At 60.7% G+C, this 23,026-nt stretch carries 21 protein-coding genes and 1 pseudogene; 14 read left to right on the top strand and 8 right to left on the bottom strand.

Annotated elements, in window-relative coordinates:
- Positions 1–142 precede the first annotated feature (142 nt).
- The 4 genes from PCOSP_RS10685 to PCOSP_RS10670 form a co-directional block, all read right to left on the bottom strand.
- The gene (locus PCOSP_RS10685; protein WP_175361279.1) at positions 143–859 is read right to left on the bottom strand and encodes an alpha/beta hydrolase; all 717 of its coding nucleotides are present in this window, start codon (positions 857–859) and stop codon (positions 143–145) included.
- A gap of 63 nt (positions 860–922) precedes the next feature.
- Entirely contained in the window at positions 923–2,035 is a 1,113-nt protein-coding gene (locus PCOSP_RS10680; protein ID WP_175361278.1) for a M14 family metallopeptidase, read from the bottom strand.
- A 101-nt stretch (positions 2,036–2,136) separates the two neighbouring features.
- Positions 2,137–2,916 carry an ABC transporter substrate-binding protein gene (locus PCOSP_RS10675; protein ID WP_139641794.1) on the bottom strand — a complete coding sequence of 260 codons (780 nt, stop codon included), beginning with the start codon at positions 2,914–2,916 and terminating at the stop codon, positions 2,137–2,139.
- 238 nt (positions 2,917–3,154) lie between these two features.
- The gene (locus PCOSP_RS10670; RefSeq protein WP_139641792.1) at positions 3,155–3,589 is read right to left on the bottom strand and encodes a rhodanese-like domain-containing protein; all 435 of its coding nucleotides are present in this window, start codon (positions 3,587–3,589) and stop codon (positions 3,155–3,157) included.
- 101 nt (positions 3,590–3,690) lie between these two features.
- On the opposite strand from PCOSP_RS10670, the gene ftrA reads away from it, so the two are divergent.
- Positions 3,691–4,659: a transcriptional regulator FtrA gene (gene ftrA, locus PCOSP_RS10665; RefSeq protein ID WP_175361276.1), complete on the top strand. Its 969-nt coding sequence runs from the start codon at positions 3,691–3,693 to the stop codon at positions 4,657–4,659.
- 104 nt (positions 4,660–4,763) lie between these two features.
- Here the strand turns inward: ftrA and cobF are convergent, their stop codons facing one another.
- Both cobF and PCOSP_RS10655 read right to left on the bottom strand, forming a co-directional pair.
- Positions 4,764–5,519 (bottom strand): precorrin-6A synthase (deacetylating), encoded by a 756-nt coding sequence (gene cobF, locus PCOSP_RS10660; RefSeq protein ID WP_139641789.1) that lies wholly within the window; start codon positions 5,517–5,519, stop codon positions 4,764–4,766.
- Positions 5,516–6,082, bottom strand: coding sequence for a histidine phosphatase family protein (locus PCOSP_RS10655; RefSeq protein ID WP_464711102.1), 567 nt, complete (start codon positions 6,080–6,082; stop codon positions 5,516–5,518). The genes cobF and PCOSP_RS10655 overlap by 4 nt, the downstream gene beginning before the upstream one ends.
- A 286-nt stretch (positions 6,083–6,368) precedes the next feature.
- Here PCOSP_RS10655 and PCOSP_RS10650 point away from each other — a divergent pair, with 286 nt between their 5' ends.
- The 10 genes and pseudogenes from PCOSP_RS10650 to PCOSP_RS10605 all read left to right on the top strand — a co-directional run bounded on the left by PCOSP_RS10650 (position 6,369) and on the right by PCOSP_RS10605 (position 16,468).
- Positions 6,369–7,223, top strand: coding sequence for a MurR/RpiR family transcriptional regulator (locus tag PCOSP_RS10650; RefSeq protein ID WP_139641785.1), 855 nt, complete (start codon positions 6,369–6,371; stop codon positions 7,221–7,223).
- Positions 7,224–7,225: 2 nt separating this feature from the next.
- Entirely contained in the window at positions 7,226–7,870 is a 645-nt protein-coding gene (locus PCOSP_RS10645) for a cysteine hydrolase family protein (protein WP_139641783.1), read from the top strand.
- Complete coding sequence (locus PCOSP_RS10640; RefSeq protein WP_464711101.1) at positions 7,867–9,216, top strand: glutamine synthetase family protein; 1,350 nt, start codon at positions 7,867–7,869, stop codon at positions 9,214–9,216. The genes PCOSP_RS10645 and PCOSP_RS10640 overlap by 4 nt, the downstream gene beginning before the upstream one ends.
- A complete protein-coding gene (locus PCOSP_RS10635; RefSeq protein WP_139641779.1) occupies positions 9,200–9,952 on the top strand; it encodes an N-formylglutamate amidohydrolase in 753 nt (250 codons plus the stop codon). Before PCOSP_RS10640 ends, PCOSP_RS10635 begins: the two co-directional genes overlap by 17 nt.
- A gap of 61 nt (positions 9,953–10,013) precedes the next feature.
- Positions 10,014–11,363: an APC family permease gene (locus PCOSP_RS10630; protein ID WP_139641777.1), complete on the top strand. Its 1,350-nt coding sequence runs from the start codon at positions 10,014–10,016 to the stop codon at positions 11,361–11,363.
- 126 nt (positions 11,364–11,489) lie between these two features.
- Entirely contained in the window at positions 11,490–12,506 is a 1,017-nt protein-coding gene (locus tag PCOSP_RS10625; RefSeq protein WP_464711100.1) for an arginine N-succinyltransferase, read from the top strand.
- Positions 12,507–12,555: 49 nt separating this feature from the next.
- Positions 12,556–13,590: an arginine N-succinyltransferase gene (astA, locus tag PCOSP_RS10620; RefSeq protein ID WP_464711907.1), complete on the top strand. Its 1,035-nt coding sequence runs from the start codon at positions 12,556–12,558 to the stop codon at positions 13,588–13,590.
- A gap of 192 nt (positions 13,591–13,782) precedes the next feature.
- Positions 13,783–14,556, top strand: a complete 774-nt coding sequence (locus tag PCOSP_RS10615) for a hypothetical protein (protein WP_464711098.1) — start codon at positions 13,783–13,785, stop codon at positions 14,554–14,556.
- Positions 14,553–15,182, top strand: a pseudogene (locus PCOSP_RS10610) (transposase); the annotation flags it as partial. The gene PCOSP_RS10615 and the pseudogene PCOSP_RS10610, both read left to right, overlap by 4 nt.
- Before the next feature lie 416 nt (positions 15,183–15,598).
- Complete coding sequence (locus tag PCOSP_RS10605) at positions 15,599–16,468, top strand: isocitrate lyase/PEP mutase family protein (protein ID WP_041022419.1); 870 nt, start codon at positions 15,599–15,601, stop codon at positions 16,466–16,468.
- A 147-nt stretch (positions 16,469–16,615) separates the two neighbouring features.
- Here PCOSP_RS10605 and PCOSP_RS10600 read toward each other — a convergent pair whose 3' ends face one another.
- Positions 16,616–17,845: an acyl-CoA dehydrogenase gene (locus PCOSP_RS10600; RefSeq protein WP_139641769.1), complete on the bottom strand. Its 1,230-nt coding sequence runs from the start codon at positions 17,843–17,845 to the stop codon at positions 16,616–16,618.
- A 189-nt stretch (positions 17,846–18,034) separates the two neighbouring features.
- Here PCOSP_RS10600 and PCOSP_RS10595 point away from each other — a divergent pair, with 189 nt between their 5' ends.
- From PCOSP_RS10595 to PCOSP_RS10585, 3 genes are all read left to right on the top strand, one after another.
- Positions 18,035–18,964, top strand: a complete 930-nt coding sequence (locus PCOSP_RS10595) for a LysR family transcriptional regulator (protein ID WP_139641767.1) — start codon at positions 18,035–18,037, stop codon at positions 18,962–18,964.
- Positions 18,965–19,135: 171 nt separating this feature from the next.
- Positions 19,136–19,534, top strand: coding sequence for a MerR family transcriptional regulator (locus tag PCOSP_RS10590; protein ID WP_024779786.1), 399 nt, complete (start codon positions 19,136–19,138; stop codon positions 19,532–19,534).
- Positions 19,535–19,689: 155 nt separating this feature from the next.
- A complete protein-coding gene (locus PCOSP_RS10585) occupies positions 19,690–20,589 on the top strand; it encodes a hydroxymethylglutaryl-CoA lyase (protein WP_464711095.1) in 900 nt (299 codons plus the stop codon).
- Between the two features lie 650 nt (positions 20,590–21,239).
- On the opposite strand, the gene PCOSP_RS10580 is transcribed toward PCOSP_RS10585, so the two are convergent.
- Complete coding sequence (locus PCOSP_RS10580) at positions 21,240–22,931, bottom strand: AMP-binding protein (protein WP_139641763.1); 1,692 nt, start codon at positions 22,929–22,931, stop codon at positions 21,240–21,242.
- Between the last annotated feature and the right edge of the window lie 95 nt (positions 22,932–23,026).

Here is a 23,026-nt window from a genome sequence, read left to right as displayed (position 1 = left end):
CGCGTTGCTTCATTCGCGAGCGAGCCCGCTCCCACAGGGTTTTGCGGTGGGCATAAATCGTGTGAACGCCCGGGAGCAAATGTGGGAGCGAGCCCGCTCGCGATAGCGTCAGCCCATGCAACAGAGATTCAACCTGAAACCGCTAGGGATTGAGCCGCTCCAACCAGGCCCGCAGGTCCTGCACTTCCAAGGCACTGATGGTATGCCCGACACCCGGATAGGCATGAAACTCCGGCTCCAGGGCCAAGGTCTTCAGGAACGTGTCGGCTTCGGTGCCATCGTGGTAGGGGATGATCGGGTCTGCCGTGCCGTGGCCGATGAACACCGCCAGCGACCGCCGCGATTCGTCGGGGGTCAGCTCGGCTTGCAGCACGGACAGAACCCGCCCGCCCATCGCCGCGATACCACCGACGGCTTCGGGGTGTCGCAGGGCGACTTCGTAGCTCATCATCGCGCCCTGGCTAAAGCCCACCAGATAGACCTGGCTGGCGTCCGTCGGGTATTTGGCCCGGGCCTTTTCGATGAAATCCAGCAGCATCTGGCCGCTGGCCTTCAAGTCCGAGGTGTCGCCGTCATAGGCGCCCTCGCCCCGCTTCGCAAACCACTGGTAATGACCTGTCTCCATGGTCTTCGGCGCCCGCACCGAGAGGTAGTTGTAGTGTTGGGGCAGCTCGTCCCTGAGCTCGAACAGATCCTGTTCGTTGCTGCCGGAACCATGCAGGAATATCACCAGCGGCCGGTCCCTGGCCTGCTCGTCGGCCTGGGCCAGATAACTGAGTGGCAAGTCCGTGTGCAGCGAGGGCTGGGCCTGCAACCCGGACGAGACCAACAACAGGAACAGGGCGAACGCTTTGAACATTGATCTTCCTCCATCATTCGATAGCCCATGGCAAGGGCCGTACGGTGAGGTAGACAGCACTTTTCAGTCGTTGGTCAATTTCCCGGTGCGTATCGGCTCACGTCCCGCCACTTTCGCCTGCCAGATCCCGGGCTGGGTATAACGCCCACGGTCCAGGGCGAACAGCACGCCGCTGGTGCCGGCCCGTACCGTGGTAACCCGATCATCCAACGGGTCGACCACTTCGAACAAGGGGTCGCCCCGCTCCACCCATTCACCCGCCTCGCGCAGGAAACTCACCACGCCATGGTGCGGCGCGAACAGGTACTCGGTGCCCTCGAAAGGAAATCCTTCACAGCATTGGGCTGGCACCGACGGCCAATCGCCGCCGATAAAACCCTGCTCGGCGAGAAACCCGAGGATGGCCTCGCAATTGGCCTGGGCCTGATGCACCCGCGTGTCGCCCATGCTCCCCAGTTCCAGGGTGGTCGCCAGGTTGGCCGGCGGGATCGCCGCCTCGGGAAAAGCCCTGGCCAGGCGCAACCAGGGGGTGGAGCAGGATTCGTCGAACGAACTGCCGCCGGAGTCCTCGCACAGCAACGCCACGCCGGCTTTCAACCGTGCAGCCAGGGAGCGCCACTGCGGCCATTGTTGCGGCAAGGCGTACAGATGAATGGCTGCCTCGAAATCGCAGTGCAGGTCGAGGGTGATATCGGCATCGCAGGCATGGCGCAGCAGGAGACGATGCAGGGCTTCGAGCTGCGAAGGGGGTGCCGGCAAATCGTCCAGGACCTGGAGCATGGTCTGGCGGATCAAGGTGATATTGGCCGCCGGATCGTCACCCAATCGGTCGCCGACACGTTGCGCCACCGGGGCGCTGAGTTCCACGAAGGAGCGGTTGAAGTTCTTGCCGCTGCCCAACTCGAAACGCCCCATGTGGGCGCTTTGCAGATGTTGATCCAGGCCGATGGGGTTGGCCACCGGCACCAGCTCGATCACGCCCTTGAGCAAACCCTGGGCCTCAAGCGCGTTGAGCCGTTGCTTCAGCTCCCAAGCCGTGCGCATGCCGGGCAACTCATCGGCGTGCAGGCTGGCCTGGATGTAAACCTTGCGTGGGCCATGGCCATAACGAAACACACTGAGCCGACGTTCGGTGCCGAGGTGGCTCCATGGCAGGGTATGGTCGATGCGTTGCATGAAATCTCCAGATACGAAAGCGCTCATAGCGCAGGGTAAAACAATCGCCCATGAAAAAGGTGGCCGACCGCGTCAACGGTGGGCCACCTTGGTTTCAACGATCAATGCCCGTAGATGTCGAAGGCGAAGTACTTGTCCTGCACTTTCTTGTACGTGCCGTTGGCACGGATTTCGGTGATGGCGGCGTTGAATTTCTCGGCCAGGGCCTGATCACCCTTGCGCACGGCAATGCCGGCACCGCCGCCGAAGTACTTCGGATCGTCGTAGGTTGGGCCAACAAATGCGAAGCCTTTGCCCGCATCGGTTTTCAGGAAGCCATCGTCGAGGTTGACCGAATCGGCCAGCATGGCATCGAGACGACCGGCGACCATGTCCAGGTTGGCTTCCTGCTGGGAGCCGTAGCGCACCAGGTTGATGCCCGCCGGCACCAGCACTTCGGTGGCGAAACGATCATGGGTACTGGCCCGCAGCACACCGACCTTCTTGCCCTTGAGTTCGGTCAATGGGTCCTTGATCCCGGAACCTTCCTTCATCACGAAGCGTGCCGGGGTGTGGTAGTACTTGATGGTGAAATCGACGTTTTTCTTGCGGTCGTCGGTGATGGTCATGGACGACAGGATCGCGTCGATTTTCTTCACCTTCAACGCCGGGATCAGGCCATCGAACTCCTGCTCGACCCAGACACACTTGACCTTCATCTGCTCACACAACGCATCACCGATATCGACATCGAAACCGGCCAGTTTGCCGTCAGGGGTCTTCATCGAGAAAGGTGGGTAACCGGCTTCGATCCCGAGGCGCAGCGGCTGGGCGTCAGCGGCCATGGCCGACAAGGACAATACGGACAGTGCCAGGGCACCGAACATTGCTAGCTTCTTCATTTTTGCTCCTGAGTGCGCAGGTTTTTTATTAGCAGATCGTAGGCAGCGTTCGGTTGGCAAAAACCGAAGTGGCCGGGAGTCTAGAGGGGCACTCAGAGGGGAGATTGTGTTGAGGCGACAAATAGTTATAAAAATAACCAGGTGTGTCCGATGTCCTTGAAGTTTGCGAAAAACCTGACAGGACAAACTGCTGTGGCGAGGGAGCAAGTCCCTTGCCACAGCAGATCGCTGCAAAAACTCAGCAGTCGCAGCTGACCGCCGTGTCCGCCACGCGCTCCACCAGGCCGGTCAGGCGAAAACCCTCGTCGAGCCAGCCCATGACACCGCCGATCATTTCCTTGACCGGATAGCCCAGGGTCGCCAGGCGGACCGCCGCCTTGTTCGCGCCGTTGCAGTGCGGCCCCGCGCAATAAACCACGAACAGCGTGTTTGTTGGATAAGCGGCCAGCGTCTGGGCGGTGAGCGAACGCGTCGGGATATTGATCGCGCCTGGCACATGACCGCGCTCATAGGCCAGGGCCCCGCGGACATCCACCAGCACAAAATCGACCTCGCCGGCCTGTTGGCTGGCATGAACGTCGGAACAATCTGTTTCGAACATCAGACGACGGCTGAAATGCTGCAAGGCAATGTCAGACGGAGCAGCAGGCACTTCGCTAACCGGGCTGGGCATTGTGGATACTCCAAGGGGGATGGGGGCGTAAGGAGACTTTATCCGCCCTATGCTAACCGCTAAAGTGGCGCACAAGACACTCAGTGGGAATTTTCCGCCAAATGCAGCCCTCCCCCGGCCTGGTCGCCGTCCTCGTCTATGACGGCTTGTGCACATTCGAATTCGGCGTTGCCGTCGAGATTTTCGGACTGGCCCGACCCGAATTCGATTTCCCTTGGTATGAACACCGGATCGTCGCCGTCGATGACGGCCCGTTGCGCGCCATGGGCGGCTTCCAGGTGCTGGCCGACGGTGGCATGGAGCTGCTGGATACGGCCCGGACCATCGTGATCCCCGGCTGGCGCAGTCGCAGCGAGCCACCGTCCGAGGACTTGCTGGAAACACTGCGCAAAGCCCATGCCCGAGGTGCGCGCCTGCTGTCGATCTGCTCCGGGGCATTCGTGTTGGCGGCCGCCGGGCTGTTGGACGGTCTGGGGGCCACGACCCACTGGCGCTACACCGATGAATTGGCCGAAAACTTTCCGGCCATCCTGGTAGATCCGGACGTGCTGTACGTGGATTCGGGCCAGGTCATCACCTCGGCCGGCAGTGCAGCCGGCATCGATGCCTGTCTGCATCTGGTGGCGCGAGACTTCGGCGCCCAGGTCGCCAACACCGTGGCGCGCCGACTGGTGATGCCGACGCAACGCACCGGCGGCCAGGCGCAGTTCATTCCGTCGCCGGTCAGCCGCACCCCGCGTAGCGATCTGTCCGGAGTCATGCAGTGGGCCCGTGAACACCTGCATGAGCCCCTCGGCGTGCGCGAACTCGCCAGCCAGGCGGCCATGAGCGAACGGACGTTCCTGCGCCGCTTTACCCAGGCCTGCGGGCTGTCGCCCAAGGCCTGGCTGCAGCACGAGCGCCTGGCCCGCGCCCGCGAACTGCTGGAAAGCACCCAGGACAAAACCGACAACATCGCGCAGCTGTGCGGCTACCGCTCGGTGGAAAGCTTTCGCGTGGCGTTCCGCAGCGTGGTGGGGCTGGCGCCGTCGGTGTATCGGGAGCGGTTTGGGCGGGGTGAAGCCAGATGATCAGCGATCAAAACTGGCGAGCACCGTTGTGAAGAGGAGATTTATCTGTGGCGAGGGGATAAATCCCCTCGCCACAAAATTGATGCAGCGGCGCCATTCGGATATCAACGCTTGCGCAGTAAATAGGTGTCCATGATCCACCCATTCGCCAACCGCGCCGCCTTGCGGGTACGCTCGATGTCATCGACCACATCCCCCAACCGACCGGCGATGAGCAGCTCATCCGGCGTCCCCAGGTAGGCGCCCCAATAAATATGCGTATCGGGATCGCTCACCTGGCGGTACGCATCCTCGGCGTCGAGCATCACCACCACACTCGCCGCATCCCCCACCTGGCCCGCCGCCAGCCGCCGCCCGGTGGTGATCTCCAACGCGCCGCCAATGCTGCTCAACGGTACTTTGTGTTGCGCCGCGAGGGCCTGGACGCTGGTGATACCCGGAATCACCTCGAACTCGAAAATGCAGCGCCCCGTCTCAAGAAGGGTCTGCAGGATGCGGACGGTGCTGTCGTACAACGACGGATCGCCCCATACCAGGAAGCCGCCGCACTGCCCGTCGGACAGTTCTTCATTGATCCATCTTTCGAAGGTCGCCTGCTTCGCACGGTTCAGCTCTTCGACACTGCCGGTGTAGTCCGGATCGCCGCGGTGGCGTTCGGGACTGCTGGCTTCAACGAAACGATAGGGACGATCAACGATGTAGCGCGCGCAGATGTCACGCCGCAGGTCCAGCAGTGTGTGCTTGGCGGGGCCCTTGTCCATGAGAAAAACCACATCCACCCGATTCAGGGCCTTCACCGCTTGCATCGTCAGGTAATCCGGATCACCGGCGCCGATGCCGATGACTGAAAGCTTCTTCATGCCCGCAACTCCTGGGTGCGCAAGCGCCACACCCCGTTGAAACGCAACTCAAGGGAAGACAACGGTTCGACGTCGATCCGGTTGAAGGCGGCTGCAGAGCATTGCAACACGTTCATCAGGGCCGCCCGGATCACGAACGGATGAGTGATGGCCAGCAAGTGCCCCGGTTCATTTTCCAGGCTTGCCAACCAGTCCCCGACACGGCGGCACAGCCGGTCGATGGACTCACCGCCATGGGGAATCGCATGAGGATCATCGAGCCAGGCTTGCAGGTGTTCCGGTTCGGCCTGGAGCAACGCCTCGATGGATAACCCGCGCCACCGTCCCAGATCACAATCGGCCAGGGCCTGGACCACCCGGAATTCGTCGCCAAACAATGCCGCGGTCTGGCGGGTGCGCAGCTCAGGCCCGCACAGGACGTGCCCGACGTTTCGATACCCGTGACCAGCCTCCGGGCGCCTGGCGAGCCAGTCTGCGTCCAGTGATTCGTCCAGCGCGAAACGCGCCTGTTTCTGGGCGACGGTTCGGGCATGGCTGATCAAGGTCAGACGAGTGGCTTGCACGCGGGACGCTCACACTAACGGGGGTGGATACTGGGATATTTTCGTGTAGGCACCTTATATGAAATCAAATATCCGAGACAAAAAGTCGTTATGTCTGACACGGAAAAAAGCATTGGCTGACATACCACGCCATCCAAGCCTGGACCCCGCCCTACAGGACTTTCGCACCATTCTTGGGCATTTTAAACGAAACGTAAAAACCGCTGGACATGTAGTAGTCGCTACATAAATACTGTTTTCAGGAGTTATGAAAGATATTCAACACCCCATCCAGCAAGGAGCACGGATGCCGCCTCTCAGGGACCTTATTACCGATCCCGGCTTGATCTTGACGCCGTCGGAACGCAAGGTCGTACGTGCTCTGCTTGATCATTACCCGCGCAACGGCCTCGGTCCGATGTCGCGCCTGGCCGAACATGCCGGCGTCAGCGACCCGACCATCGTGCGGCTGGTCAAAAAACTTGGATTCGGCGGCTATGCCGAGTTCCAGGATGCGTTGCTGGTCGACATGGACCACCGACTGCGCTCTCCCCGCACGATGTTGCAGCCTCGGATCAAGTTGCAACAAGGTGACACCTGGAGCCAGTATCTGGTGGCCAGCCAGCGCAGCATCCTGGAAACCCAAGTCCTGACCCAGCCCGAAGACGTGCGCATTCTCGTGCAGTGGCTGCTCGACACCCGGCACCAGGTGCATTGCTTCGGCGGACGCTTCAGCAGCTTCCTCGCCCATTACCTGTTGAATCACCTGCGCCTGCTGCGGGCCGGCTGTTTTGCCCTGGAAGACAACGCCCAACTGCCGGATCGGCTGTTCGATGTGCAGCGCCAGGATGTGGTGCTGATTTTCGATTATCGTCGCTACCAGGCCCAGGCCCTTCGTGTTGCCAGCGCGGCCAAGGAACGCCATGCCCGAGTCGTGCTGTTCAGCGATATCTATGCCTCGCCATTGCGCGAACTGGCCGACCTGATTATCAGCGCGCCGGTGGAGTCAGTCTCAGCCTTCGATAGCCTGGTACCGGCACTGGCTCAGGTCGAAGCGCTGGTCGCCTGCCTGACGTTGCAATGCCCTGGCCTGGCCGAGCGCCTGGACGGTATCGATGCCTTGCGCACCGAGTTCAACACGCACCTGTTGGAGGAAAAATAAGGATGTTCTCGCTCCCTCACCGCTCCCCTCGGGATCTGCCGTTCACCCGCGACCACACGGCATTGCTGCTGGTCGACATGCAACGCGCCTGGCTGGAACCGCAGTTCGATGCGCACCTGGACACACCCGAGGCCGGCTATTTTATCCGCCGCGCCCGCCAGACTGTGATTCCCAACCAGCAACGGCTGCTCGACGGAGTGCGTGCAGCCCGGCAGAACGTGTTGCACACCCATATCGAAAGCCTCACCGCCGATGGCCGCGACCGCTCCCTGGACCACAAGCTGTCGGACATGCACTTGCCCAAGGGTAGCCCGCAGGCGCAGATCATCGCCGAGCTGGCGCCCCTGGAAAACGAGATCGTGCTGCCCAAGACCTCTTCGGGGGTCTTCAACTCCACCAATATCGACTACGTGCTGCGCAACCTGCAGGTCCGACACCTGATCGTCGCTGGCATCGTCACCGACCAATGCGTCGACATGGCCGTGCGCGACGCCGCCGACCGCGGTTATCTGGTCACCCTGGTGGAAGATGCCTGCGCCACGTACACCGAACAGCGTCACCTGGCCTGCCTGAACGCTATCAAGGGTTATTGCTGGATCAGCGACACCGACACCGTGCTCGGTCGCTTGCAGGAGATGCAACCATGAGCCGTCTCGAAGCCGCAACGCTCACTCCGCTGCCCGTCACCACGCTGGTGAGCACCGACCTGATCGGCGTGACCCGAGGGCGCTCGTTTCCCAGCGATGAACTGCCTCACTACGTCACTGCCGGTTGTGGCTGGGTACCGGCCAACAGCGCGCTGACGCCCCAGGACATCATTGCATCGACCAATCCCTGGGGGGCGTATGGCGACCTGCGGCTGGTGCCGGACCTGTCCAGCCGGGTCACCATCGGCAACGGTCCCGACGCCCAGGCCCCGGCGCTGGATTTCATCCATTGTGACGTGCGCGAGACTGACGGCCGGCCCTGGGGAGCTTGCCCACGCACGCTGTTGCATGACGAAGTGGAACGCTATCGCACCCAGTTGGGCTTGCAGGTCTTCGCCGCGTTCGAGCATGAGTTCAATCTCAAATCCCCCCAGCCCCAACCCGACCGCCTGGCCTTCAGCCTCCAGGCCCAGCGCCAGCACGCCGGATTCGCCGGGTGGCTGCTCAGTGCCCTGCGGGCCGGGGGCGTCGAACCGGAAATGTTCCTGCCCGAATACGGCAAGCATCAATATGAAATCACCTGTCGCCCGACCCTGGGCGTCGCCGCTGCCGATCGCGCGGTGAACGTGCGGGAAATCACCCGCGAGATCGCCCGGCAGATGGGCCTGGAGGCGAGCTTCGCGGCCAAGACGTCGGCAGAGGCCGTGTGCAACGGCGTACACCTGCACCTGAGCCTGCAGGACCTGGATGGCGATCCCGTGCTCCACGACAGCGCGAGCAGCAACGGCTTGTCCAGCCTCGGTCGACACTGGGCCGCCGGTGTGCTGCAGCATCTGCCGGCGCTGTGCGCGCTGACCGCGCCGACGCCGGTCTCCTACGAGCGCCTGCAACCCCATCATTGGAGCGCATCCTACGCTTGCCTGGGACAGCGCAACCGCGAAGCGGCGCTGCGCATCTGTCCGACCGTGAGCCTGGGGGGCAAGCCGCTGGCGAACCAGTACAACCTGGAATTCCGCGCCATGGACGCCACCGCGTCACCGCACCTGGCGATGGCGGCCTTGCTGATCGCTGGACGACTGGGCATCGAGCAACGGCTGGTGCTCAATGCCGTCACCGATGAAATACCCGACGACTTGACTGAGGAAGAACGTCGGACTCGTGGCATTATCGCCCTGCCGACCACCCTGGCCCAGGCACTGGATTGCCTGCGTCACAGCGGAGCGTTGTTGGATGCCCTGCCCGGCCCGCTGGTCGAAACCTACTTCGCCTTGAAGGCTCAGGAACTGGCCTTGACCCAAGCGCTGTCACCTGCCGAGCGATGTGAGCACTATGCGCGAATCTATTGAGTGCGCCGAGTCGGGGCTTTACACCGAGCCGCCCTACCGGCTGATCCGGGAGAACGCCGAGCACCCATTGATATTGGTGTGCGAACACGCCAGCCGCTTCATCCCCGCCGCATTGAATGACCTGGGCCTGGACGAGACGGCGGCCAATGAACACATTGCCTGGGACATCGGTGCCCTGGCGCTGGCAGAACGTCTGTCCGAGACGCTCGGCGCAACCTTGCTGGCGGCCAACTATTCCCGCCTGCTGATCGACCTGAATCGCCCGCTCCACGTGCCGGACAGCGTCCCGCCCCAGAGCGAGATCTACCAGGTCCCGGGCAACCAGTCCCTGGACGAAGCCACTCGGCAGTATCGCCAGCAATGCCTGTTCCACCCGTTCCATGACCGGTTGCGGTCGCTGATCGACCAGCGCCTGGCCGACAACCGACCGACGCGAGTGGTGGGCATCCACAGTTTCACCCCCGTGTTCTACGGCCAGCCTCGCGCACTGGAAGCCGGCGTGCTGTTCGCCGAAGCCGCGGACTACGCCCAGCGCATTGTCGATGGGCTGAGCCGGCATTCGCTGCGGGTGGCAGGCAACCAGCCCTACCGGATCAACCCGTTGAGCGACATGACGGTCCCGGTCCACGGCGATGGTCGCGGCCTGGACTCGGTGTTGATCGAAGTGCGCAACGACCTGCTGCGCAGTCCCGAGGCGGTGCGCACCTGGAGCGCCTACCTGGCGCCGCTGCTGTAACGGGCAGCAACAAACGATAGAAAAAACAAAATCAATGATTGGCTGAAAAGGAGAACGGCTTGTGAGTATCGAGGCATTTGGCTACAAACAGGAATTGAAGCGCAGCCTGTCGCTCACGGACCTGGTGGTCTACGGGATGATCTTCATGATCCCCATCGCACCGTTTGGTGTGTATGGCTACGTGAACGCCGAGGCGCCGGGGATGGTCCCGCTGGCGTACATCATCGGCATGGTGGCGATGCTGTTCACCGCACTGAGCTACGGCAGCATGGCCCGGGCCTTCCCGGTGGCCGGTTCCGTCTATTCCTACGCCCAGAGAGGCCTCAACCCACACGTCGGCTTCATTGCCGGTTGGTTGATGCTGCTGGATTACCTGCTGATCCCGCCGCTGCTCTATGTCTACGCCGCCATGGCGCTGAATCACCTGTATCCGGACATTCCCAAGGTCGGTTTCATCCTCGCGTTCCTGGTGAGTGCGACCTTCGTCAACCTGCGGGGCATCACCTTCACCGCGCGGATGAACATCATTTTCCTGCTGGCCCAATTGGTGGTGCTGGGGATTTTCCTGTTCTACGCCTGGAATGCCCTGCACGGTGGGGCCGGTAACGGCCAGATGACCCTGGCGCCGCTGTACAGCCCCGAGCACTTCAACTTCGCCCTGCTGATGCAAGCCGTGTCGATCGCCGTATTGTCGTTCCTCGGGTTCGACGCCATCTCCACCCTGGCCGAAGAAATCAAAGGTGACCCGGGACGCAGCATCGGCAAGGCAGCACTGGTGACCTTGCTGGTGATGGGCGCGATTTTCGTGGTCCAGACCTGGATCGCCACGGACCTGGCGGCGGGCATGGGCTTCAAGTCCGCCGACACCGCCTTCTATGAAATCGCCGAACTGGCGGCCGGCAGTTGGCTGGCCACCCTGACCGCCGTCGCCACGGCGCTGGCGTGGGGCGTGGCGGTGGCGATCACCTCCCAGGCCGCGGTGTCGCGCCTGCTGTTCGGCATGGCTCGGGACGGCAAGCTGCCCAAGGTACTGGCCAAGGTCCATCCGAAACACAACACGCCCTACATGAGCATCTATCTGGTGGCCGTGCTGTCACTGCTGATCTGCTACCTGTTCATCGACGCCGTTGACACCCTGACCTCCCTGGTCAACTTCGGCGCCTTGAGCGGCTTCATGCTGTTGCACATCACCGTGATCAACCACTACTGGCGCCGCCAACGGTCGGGCCAACTGATCCGTCACCTGATCTGCCCGCTGGTGGGTTTCGGCATCGTCGCGGCCATCATGTACAACATGGGCGTGGATGCACAGAAGCTGGGCCTGGTCTGGATTGCGGCGGGCCTGGTCTACCTGTGCGTGCTCAACAAGTTCGGCAGCCACACCGCCCTGCCCGACCCGGCAGGTCATTGAGATTCGGGGCTGGTCGCAGGGATCGGCCAGCCACGGCTGTAGTAGTAAGCGTTACAACGCGTGGACATCGACAGTGATCGTCAAGCCCGGTGCAGTCACCGGGCCCCTGGAACAGGAGTGCAATCCATGCTGGCCTTACGTCCAGTTCAGTTAAGCGATCTGCAACAACTGCAGCAGCTGGCCCGTGACAGCCTGGTGGGGGTCACCTCGCTTCCAGACGATACCGAGTGCCTGCGGGAAAAAATTCTCGATTCGTGTGCGTCCTTCGACACCGACGTGCAGAGCCCGGGCGGGGAAAATTATTTTTTCGTGCTGCAAGACCTGGCGTCCGGGCGCCTGGTGGGTTGTTCGGAAATTCTCGCCAGCACCGGGTGCAACGAACCGTTCTACAGCCTGCGCAACCGACCATTTTCCAGCGCCTCCCGGGAGCTGAACATCCGCCACGGCGTGCCGGCCCTCTCGCTGTGCCAGGACCTCAATGGCCAGACGCTGCTGCGCGGTTTCCACATCGACGCCGAACGGGTGCGCACGCCGGAGTCCGAGCTGCTGTCCCGAGCCCGGCTGCTGTTCATCGCCGCTCACCCGCCACGCTTCGCTGATTCGGTCATCACGCAACTCGTCGGTTTCAGCAGCGAAGACGGCCAATCGCCGTTCTGGGACGCCATCGGCCAGCATTTTTTCGACTTGCCTTACGCCGAAGCTGAACGCTTGTGCGGCCTGCAGAGCCGCAATTTCCTTGCCGAGCTGATGCCCCAGTACCCCATTTATGTCCCCATGCTGCCGCCTGCGGCCCAAGCCTGTATCGGCCAGGTGCACCCTGACGGCCAGGAAGCCTTCGACATCCTGGCGCGCGAGGGTTTTGAAACCAACAGCTACGTGGACCTCTTCGACGGTGGACCGACGCTGCACGCCCGCATCGCGAATATCCGCTCCATCGCCGAAAGTCGTATGGCTTCGGCCCGGCAGAGCCCGCAGATTGATGCCCGGGGTCGCTACCTGGTGAGCAACGACAACCTTGGAAACTACCGGGCGATCGTGGCTGAACTGGATGTCGGCACCGAGGACAGCATAGCCCTGACACCCGGGATGCTCGCCGCGCTGGAGATCACCGACGGGCAACAAATCCGGGTGGTTGCCTTATGAACATCACGCAACGTCGTGTCCCAGGCCGACACAGTGAAGGAGCTGCATGATGATTGTCCGTCCGGTCGCCATCACCGACCTGCCTTCATTGCTGGACCTCGCCCGCTGCGCAGGCCCGGGATTCACCAGCCTGCCGGCCAATGAAGAACGCCTGGCCCATCGCATACGCTGGGCCCAGCGCACCTTTGCCGGACAAGTCGAGCGGGCCGACGCCGACTACCTGTTCGTACTCGAGGACGATGACCGGCAAGTGGTCGGGATCAGCGCCCTGACCGGCGCGGTCGGTCTGCGTGAGCCGTGGTACAACTATCGGGTCGGGGTCACGGTCAGCTCGGCGCCGAAGCTGGGCATCCAGCGGCAGATCCCCACCCTGTTCCTCAACAACGAGATGACCGGGCAATCGGAGATCTGCTCGTTGTTCCTGCATCCCGCCCAGCGCCAGGGTCATAACGGGCGGCTGCTGTCCTTGGCACGCCTGTTGTTCGTTGCAGAGTTCTCCCAGTTGTTCGGTGAAAAACTGATCGCCGAGTTGCGCGGCCATGCCGACGAGCACGGTTGCTCGCCGTTCTGGGACAGCCTGGGACGTCACTTTTTCCAGAAAGACTTCAGCTACGCGGATCAGTTATCCGGCATGGGCAATAAATCGTTCATCGCCGAGTTGATGCCGCGCCAGCCGCTGTACACCTGCCTGCTCACCCAACAGGCCCAAGCCGTGATCGGCAAGGCCCACCCGAATACCGAGCCGGCCTTGAAGATTCTCGGCGCTGAAGGTTTCAGCCATAAGGGTTACATCGACATTTTCGATGGCGGCCCGGTGATCGAAGCGTCGGTCTCGAATATCCGCAGCATCCGCGACAGCCAGTCACTGGTCCTGGACGTCGGCTCGCCGGACGAACAAGCCCCCGTCTGGCTGATCCACAATCGGCGCCTGGAAAACTGCCGCGTCACCAGCGCCAGGGCCCATCAGAACGGTCACAGCCTGGTAATCGACCGTCTCACCGCCAAACGCCTGCAGGTGCAGCCAGGCGATACGGTGCGCGCCGTGCCGCTGCTCGCGCAAGGGCGACAGGCTGCGGCGGCGTAGCAAAGTACACAAGAGTCACCTGCAGCTCCTGGATCAATAACGGCCGGTCGGCAGGGTTCGCCACCCTGCTCCTGGTAACTAGACCAAAGAGAATTAGTTGACTCGTAATACTTGTCGACAATTCCTTAGTTGCCGCTCCCCCCACACAAAACTCATACTTTCTCGCATCGACCCACTGCTGCGAAAACGCTCATGATTAAAGATCTAATTACCAAAAACTTTTCGCCCGAGCACATAGCGAAAAAAATAAAAACATTAGACATGACCGCGCAAGTCAACCAACTGATTAGCCACCTGAATAGTCAACCGTCGTTTGCCAAGGCACAGTCCCGGCGTGCGACCCTCATGAACATCTCCAATCCGCATACCGGAACCCTGCTGTTGCATTGCACTGACATCGGCAATATCAGCATCAGGACACCCACGCCCAACAGCGCTCTTTCGCCCCTCTATTCGGTGCCCGGCCAAAGCATTCTATTTGCGTTGGAGCAGCCGTTCGTTGTGCAACTTTATGCGCGCCATGAGCATCAACTGCAACGACTAGACAGCGTTATCGTTGACCAGAAAACCCCGCTCATCATTGACGGCAGTCGCACAGTATTCGACTACGCGCCAACAGAACGGAACGCTGCCCAGTTAACAGGTCGAATCAACTTGCTGGACAGAAGTTCCGACATCAGCGTATTCGATCGCCTATCGCTGCAGAAAATAGCCTGGTTGCCTCACGACGAAAGCGCCGCCCGGTTCCTGGTGAGCCTGGAATTGCTCGAAACCCTCCGCGACCCCGGAGGAGCGAAGGTTGCCGAAGAACTGCTTTATCATTACCACCCGGCCGTGGCGTGGAAAGCCTTCCAGCTGCTTTATCAGGCTGACCCGCACAAGGCATTGAACTATGTCCCGCTGTTAAAAAAACTCAAGAACCCACGCCTGGACAATTTGCTTTCTCCCTTGGAGAAGGCGGCATGAACCTGGAAACATTTATCGCGCGCTTGAATACCTATGATTTGCAGCGCGACAAGGACTGCATCATTGACAACCTGCGTCAGTTGGCTTCAAACCGTTCTTTATTAAGCGAGCATCTTTATGCTTCGATCCAGCAGGATGGGTTCAGTACACGCAACAGTCTCTACAATGCCTATGCATTTGTACTGCACAGTAATGATCTATTCACCCTACGCCTCGGATTCTGGTCGCCGGTCAACCTGCATGATGAACATGAAACCTTTATCTATGACCTGAACCACAGTCATGACTTTGAAATGTATGTCGTCGGCTACAGTGGCGATGGCTACACGACAATCATCCGCGAAATACTGGACGACCTGCCATTGCAAGCAGGCAAGATTCCCCGACTGGGAAAACAACGCAGTGTCAAACTGTCGCCCGGCGAAGTTTTATATATGCCGGCCTTGAAGGAAATCCATAAACAGATCGCTCCCCAATCCATGTCCGCATCATTGAGTCTGCTTATTCATCCAGAACACTCGATCCGCGCTGACGAAGCCTGGTGTTTTGATGAGCATTACACGCCGCTTTACCCCGGTATCGCTGCGCAAGAGACAGCACTGTTTACACAGGTGCTGTCATTGCTCCCCCTCGGCAGTCGTTTGCTGCCCAATAACCAAAAGAAGGAAGAAACCGTGAATAATCCAATGAACAATTGGGAAGAAACCCCCATGTTGCGCGCCGCAGGCAATGTGGTCGATACCGCCATGCAGCTCACCAGCGAGATCCAATGCACCATTCCGGGGTTCCCAACGCGCTTCAACGTTGGAAACATCCATGAAATCAAGCAGATCTGGAGCGTGCCGACCCAGGACTGATCAGCCTCCGGAGGATCGATCCCTGCGGGCCGCAGACCTTCCAGGCCTGCGGCCTTTTTTCGATGCGCGGCAAACATGGCCCATGCGCATTCGTCATCATCTTTACGCTTGCCACGTGATAGCCTTTGGTTCTTTCGGCGTTGACATTTTTGCTCAAGCCCTTCCATTCCATTGGTGGAACTCATATGTCCAGGCTTTCCCATCAAGATTTGCGTCGTAACTTTCGCCAACTCCTGGCTTCCCAGACCTGCTATCACACCGCATCGGTGTTTGACCCGATGTCGGCGCGCATTGCCGCCGACCTGGGTTTTGAAGTGGGGATCCTCGGGGGCTCGGTTGCGTCGTTGCAAGTATTGGGGGCACCGGACTTTGCGTTGATCACCCTCAGCGAGTTTGCCGAACAGGCCACCCGCATCGGCCGTGTGGCCCAGCTGCCGGTGATCGCCGATGCCGACCACGGCTATGGCAACGCCCTGAACGTGATGCGCACCATCATCGAACTCGAACGCGCCGGCGTAGCGGCTCTCACCATCGAAGACACCCTACTGCCGGCCCAGTTCGGCCGCAAATCCACCGACCTGATCGGCGTGGCCGAAGGCGTCGGCAAGATTCGCGCGGCGCTGGAAGCGCGGGTCGATCCGGAAATGGCGATCATCGCCCGCACCAACGCCGGGATCCTGCCAGTCCAGGAAATCATCAGCCGTACCCAGCAATACGAACGTGCCGGCGCGGACGGGATTTGCATGGTGGGCGTGCAGGACTTCGAGCACCTGGAGAAGATCAGTGAAAATCTGACGGTGCCGTTGATGCTCGTCACCTATGGCAATCCGCTGCTGCGCGACGACAAACGCCTGGCCGAGCTGGGCGTGCGGGTGACTATCGACGGTCACGGCGCCTACTTCGCCGCGATCAAGGCCACCTACGACAGCCTGCGCGAACAACGGCAGATCTTCACCCAGGCCTCTGACCTCAGCGCCACCGAGCTGACCCACACCTACACCCAGCCCGAGGAATACATCCGTTGGGCCGAGGAGTACATGAGCGTCAAGGAATAACTGCGAAATGTGTGTTCACCACAGATCCTCTGTGGGAGCCGAGCTTGCTCGCGATGACGGTATCACAGCCACTCTTTCAGTCGGCTGACCCTCCGCCATCGCGAGCAAGCTCGGCTCCCACAGGGGCTTGTGGTGAATGCCGAGCCCTCAGCGCTCGCTACGCAACATCTCCTTGGGCACATACTTGCCGATTTCAAACTTGCCGATGGCGGCGCGGTGCACTTCGTCCGGGCCGTCGGCCAGGCGCAGGGTGCGCTGCATGGCGTACATGTAGGCCAGCGGGAAATCGTTGGACACCCCGGCACCGCCGTGGATCTGGATCGCCCGGTCGATGACCTTCAGGGCCACATTCGGTGCAACCACCTTGATCTGTGCGATTTCGCTTTTCGCGACCTTGTTGCCGACAGTGTCCATCATGTAGGCCGCTTTCAAGGTCAGCAGACGAGCCATGTCGATTTCCATCCGCGAGTCGGCGATCTTGTCGACGTTGCCCCCCAGGCGCGCCAGCGGTTTACCGAACGCGGTGCGACTGACGGCGCGCTTGCACATCAACTCCAGCGCCCGCTCGGCCATGCCGATGGAGCGCATGCAGTGATGGATACGGCCCGGGCCGAGGCGACCCTGAGCAATTTCAAAGCCGCGTCCTTCACCCAGCAAGACGTTTTCGTACGGCACCCGCACGTTATCGAACAACACTTCGGCGTGACCGTGGGGCGCATCGTCGTAACCGAATACCGGCAGCGGCCGCACGATCTTGACCCCGGGAGTGTCCACCGGCACCAGGATCATCGAATGCTGGGCATGGCGTGGCGCATCGGGATTGCTCAGCCCCATGAAGATCAGGATCTTGCAACGCGGGTCACAGGCCCCCGAGGTCCACCACTTCTTACCGTTGATCACCCATTGGTCACCCTCGCGCTCGGCGCGGGCGGCCATGTTGGTGGCATCCGAAGACGCCACGTCCGGTTCGGTCATGGCGAAGGCCGAGCGGATCTCGCCTCGCAGCAGCGGTTCCAACCAGCGTTGCTTCTGTTCTTCATTGGCGTAACGCACCAGTACTTCCATGTTGCCGGTGTCCGGCGCCGAGCAGTTGAACGGCTCCGGCCCCAACAACGAACGGCCCATGATCTCTGCCAGCGGTGCGTACTCAAGGTTGGTCAGGCCAGCCCCCAGTTCGGACTCGGGCAGGAAAAGATTCCACAGGCCTTCGGCTTTGGCCTTGGCCTTGAGCTCTTCCATGATGGCAGTGGGCTGCCAGCGATCACCTTCGGCCACTTGCCGTTCGAACACCGCTTCGGCCGGGTAGACGTAGGCATCCATGAACGCCGTGACGCGTTCACGCAATTCCTGAACCTTGGGGGAATAGGCAAAATCCATGGGCAGCACCTTCTGGGCAGAGGTTGATTTCAGATCATGAAATCGATGCTAGTTCAGCTACGAAAATTTACCTAACCTATTCTCGGCGTGTATTAACATTCATCACCGATATATGGTTCACTGATTCCATCGCCATCCGACACCTCACGACACGCCCGAGAAACCGTCTAAAAACAAGAGTGCAGCGCCATGAATCTGAGCAAGGTCGACCTCAATCTCTTCATCGTCTTCGATGCGATCTACACCGAAGCCAACCTGACCCGCGCCGGGCAGATCGTCGGTATCACTCAGCCGGCCGTGTCCAACGCCCTGGCGCGCTTGCGGGAAACCTTCAACGACCCGCTGTTCGTGCGCACCGCCCAGGGCATGGTGCCCACGCCCATGGCCCAGAACATCATCGGCCCGGTCCGCAATGCGCTGTCGCTGCTGCGGGTGTCGGTGCAGGAAAGCCGGATCTTCAACCCGCTGCAGGCCGTCAAGACCTACCGCATCAGCATGACCGACCTCACCGAAGGCGTGATCCTGCCACCCCTGTTCCAGCGCCTGCGGCGCCTGGCGCCGACCGTGGCCATCGAGAGTTTCCTGTCCAAGCGCCGCGAAACCACCAAGGAACTGGCTGCCGGCCGGCTCGATTTCGCCGTCGACGCCCCGCTCAATACCGACCCGCAGGTGCGTCACGTCAAACTGATGGAAGACCGTTACGTATGTGCCATGCGCAAGGGCCATCCCTTGGCGGGCAAGGAAAAAATCAGCCTCGATGACTATCTCGCCCAGACCCACGTGCATATCTCCAGCCGCCGCAATGGGCTGGGCTATGTCGACCTGGCCCTGGGCAAGATGGGCATCCAGCGCAAGATCGCCCTGCGCTCACAGCATTACTTGATGGCCTCCCAGGTATTGCAGCAGACCGACATGGTCATGACCGTTCCCGAACGGTTTGCCCGTCGCCATGACCTGCATGCCTTCCAACTGCCGGTCAACGATGTACCGCCGGTGGAAACCCATCTCTATTGGCACGAAAGCACCGACCAGGACCCGGCCAACCGCTGGATGCGCGAGCAGATGATCGAGTTGTGCCAGCAGGTGACGGCCCATGAGAAAAAGCTTGAGAACGCGTAGGGGATCCATGGTGGGAGCGAGCCTGCTCGCGATGGCGGCAGATCAATCAACAACGAGGTTGGCCGATCCACCGCCATCGCGAGCAGGCTCGCTCCCACCGGTTTCATTGCTTGACGTGAACGTCAACCTGACATTAGCTTAGCGCCAGCCCCTATCGTTTCGAGCGCGTCCATGAGCAGTCAGACCTACAGCATCTCCGACCTCGCCCGGGAACTGGACATCACCACCCGGGCCATCCGTTTTTATGAAGAGCAAGGCCTGCTGAGCCCGGAGCGACGGGGTCAGGAGCGCATCTACTCACCGCGGGACAAAGTCAGCCTGAAATTGATCCTGCGGGGCAAGCGCATCGGTTTTTCCCTGGCCGAGTGCCGCGAGCTGATCGAACTCTACGACCCCTCCAGCGGTAACCAGAAACAACTGCACAGTATGCTGGCGAAAATCACCGAGCGCCGGGAGCAACTCGAACAGCAACTGCTGGACATCGAACAGATGAAGCTTGAGCTCGACACCGCCGAAGAACGCTGCATCCAGGCACTGGAGCAGACGCTCAAGGGTCAGGAAGCTGTATAGCTGTCATACCCATCGTGGGAGCGAGCCTGCTCGCGATAGCGGTTTAACCGCCAACATCAATGTTGTTTGACATACCGCTATCGCGAGCAGGCCCGCTCCCACATTGGATCGCCGTCGCCCCCGGTATATTGGCAACCCATTAAAGGTCTATCCCCATGTCCCTTCCCTCCTTTGTACGCTTGATCGAAGTCGGCCCCCGCGACGGTCTGCAGAATGAAGCACAACCCATCAGCGTCGCCGACAAGGTGCACCTGGTGGATGCACTGAGTGCCGCCGGCCTGGGTTACATCGAAGTCGGCAGCTTTGTCTCGCCCAAGTGGGTCCCACAGATGGCCGGTTCCGCCGAGGTGTTCGCGCAGATCCAGCGCAAACCCGGCGTCACTTATGGCGCCCTGGCACCGAACCTGCGAGGGTTTGAGGACGCGCTGGCGGCCGGCGTGAAGGAAGTGGCGGTATTCGCCGCCGCGTCCGAAGCGTTCTCCCAGCGCAACATCAACTGTTCCATCAAGGAAAGCCTGGAGCGCTTCGCGCCGATCATGGAAGCCGCCAAGCGCAACGGGGTCAGTGTGCGCGGCTACGTTTCCTGCGTGCTGGGCTGCCCTTACGAAGGCGCCATCAAACCCGAGCAAGTGGCCTGGGTCGCCCGCGAGCTCTATGCAATGGGCTGTTACGAGGTGTCCCTGGGCGACACCATCGGCACAGGCACCGCTGGCGCCACGCGCAAGCTGTTCGAAGTGGTTTCGGCGGACGTTCCCCGGGACAAACTCGCCGGTCATTTCCATGACACCTACGGCCAGGCCTTGGCGAACCTGTATGCCAGCCTGCTCGAAGGCATCGCCGTGTTCGACAGCTCCATCGCCGGCCTCGGCGGTTGCCCCTATGCCAAGGGAGCCAGCGGTAACGTCGCCACCGAAGACGTGCTGTACCTGCTCAATGGCCTGGGCATTGAAACCGGCGTCGACCTGGATGCGCTGATCGCCGCGGGTCGACAGATCTGTGACGTACTCGGGCGCCCGACCGGTTCCCGCGTCGCCAAGGCACGCTATGCCCAATGAGGTGTTACCGCACCGGCTGTGAAACGAGTAACACGGAAACAATTTGTCAGATCCATTCCGTCACTTTATTCGACCAAAAAACACAAGCTATTGATTTATAAAGGATTTTAAAAGTTGGCACGACACCTGCTATCTCTCTGGCATAACAAGAATAAAAAAAAAGCGACAAACCCAATAAAAACAAGACGAAACGACTCTGACATAACAAAAACAACACGGCAGAGACGCAGCTAACAGATTTTTTTGGAGAAGATAGGCTTTTCAGGGTGCTCTCAGGAGCAACCCGCAACCGGGCAGAGAACAATAAGACTACCTTCAGGTAGGACCCGAATCGGTTGGATCGCAAGGCGAAAAAAGCAGATCAGCGCTCAAAAAAATACGTTTGCTCTTGATCCCGGATGGGGATCGCCCAAAACAGCGGTAAAGGGTCACGGCTACCAAAAACAACAACAGGCCGCCCCTCAATAATAAAAAAGAGCACGCGACGACAAAATTAAAGGGGAGCTTCGGCTCCCCTTTGTGCTGTCTGGTGATTGACTTTTTTTGTGGGAGCGAGCCTGCTCGCGATGAGGCCGTGTCAATCGACATCCCTATCAACTGACAGACAGCTATCGCGAGCAGGCTCGCTCCCACAGGTGTTGTGGCGAGTCTTATCGATCGCGCAGTTCTTCGATGCTGATCTCACGCATGCGGAATTTCTGGATCTTGCCGGTCACCGTCATCGGAAACTCCTCGACGAACTTGAAGTAACGTGGCGTCTTGAAGTGGGCGATGCGCGTCTTGCACCAGGCCTGCAACTCCTGTTCGGTCACGCTGTGCCCGGGATGGAACTTGATCCAGGCCACGATCTCTTCGCCGTAGCGCGAACAAGGGATGCCGATCACCTGCACATCGGCCACCGCAGGATGAGTGAAGAAGAACTCTTCCAACTCGCGCGGGTAAATATTCTCGCCACCCCGGATGATCATGTCCTTGTTACGTCCGACAATGCGGACGTAACCCTGCTCGTCCATGGTCGCCAGGTCACCGGTGCGCATCCAGCCATCCCCGTCGATGGCCTCGGCGGTGCCCTTGGGGTTGTTCCAGTAACCGAGCATCACGCTGTAGCCACGGGTACACAGCTCGCCGATGGTGCCACGAGGGACGATGTCGCCGGCCTCGTCGATAATTTTGCTTTCCAGTTGCGGCTGAGTGCGGCCGACGGTGGTAACGCGCAACTCCAGTTCGTCTGAAGGACCGGTCTGCAACGACACCGGGCTGGTTTCCGTCATGCCATAGGCAATCTGCACCTCGCTCATGTGCATGTCGTTGATCACCCGCCGCATCACTTCGATCGGGCAGGTCGAGCCGGCCATGATCCCGGTGCGCAGGCTGGACAAGTCGAACCCACGTCGCTGCGGTTGATCCAGCATGGCGATGAACATGGTCGGCACACCGTATAGCGCAGTGGCTTTTTCCTCGGCCACGGTGCTCAGGGTCAGCAAGGGGTCAAAGGCGTCGTTGGGGTAGATCATGGTACTGCCGTGGGTCAGGCAGCCCAGATTTCCCATGACCATGCCGAAGCAATGGTAGAGCGGCACCGGGATCACCAACCGGTCATTGGCGCTGAGCTCCAGGCTTTCGCCCACCATATAGCCGTTGTTGAGAATGTTGCGGTGGCTGAGGGTCGCGCCCTTGGGAAATCCGGTGGTGCCTGAGGTGTACTGGATGTTCACCGGTTGCTCGACATGCAGGCTGGTCGCGCGCTCGGCCAGCTCTTCAGGCGAAACCGCCGTGCCCAGGTCTGCCAGTTGCGACCAGGGTAGAAACCCTGACGGTGGCTGGGGATCGAGACTGATCACACCCCGCAGGTCCGGCAAGCGTTCGCAGTTCAGCTGGCCGATCGACTGTTCCGCCAGCTCCGGCACGAGGGTTTGCAGCATGGCGTGATAGTCCGAAGTCTTGAACGCCCCGGCGCACACCAACCACTGGCACCCGGACTGCTTGAGCACGTATTCCAGCTCGGAACTACGGTAGGCCGGGTTGATGTTGACCAGGATCACGCCGATCTTCGCGCTGGCGAACTGGCTGATGCACCACTGGGCGCAATTGGGGGCCCACACGCCGAGACGATCACCGGTTTTCAGGCCCAACGCCAGCAAGGCCCGGGCGTGCAGATCGACCGCTTCAGCCAGTTGCCGCCAGGTATAACGCAGCGCTTGATGGCGAACCACCAACGCCTCGTTATCGGGGTAACGGGCCACGGTCTGGTCAAAAGCCTGGCCGATGGTCTGCGTCAACAAGGCCTTGGCCTGGGAGCCGCGGGTGTAGCTGAGCTGCGAATGCGAACCGGGTTGATCCATGACGCCCCCTCTTGTCTTTATTAGTGGGTTGCTACGCTTGAACCTGTGAAACCAAAGCCCGTGGGAGCCAAGCTTGCTCGCGATGAAGGCGCCTC

The sequence above is a fragment of the Pseudomonas sp. MAFF 730105 genome (genome assembly GCF_055380705.1).
This window is presented reverse-complemented; position numbering and strand designations above follow the sequence as displayed.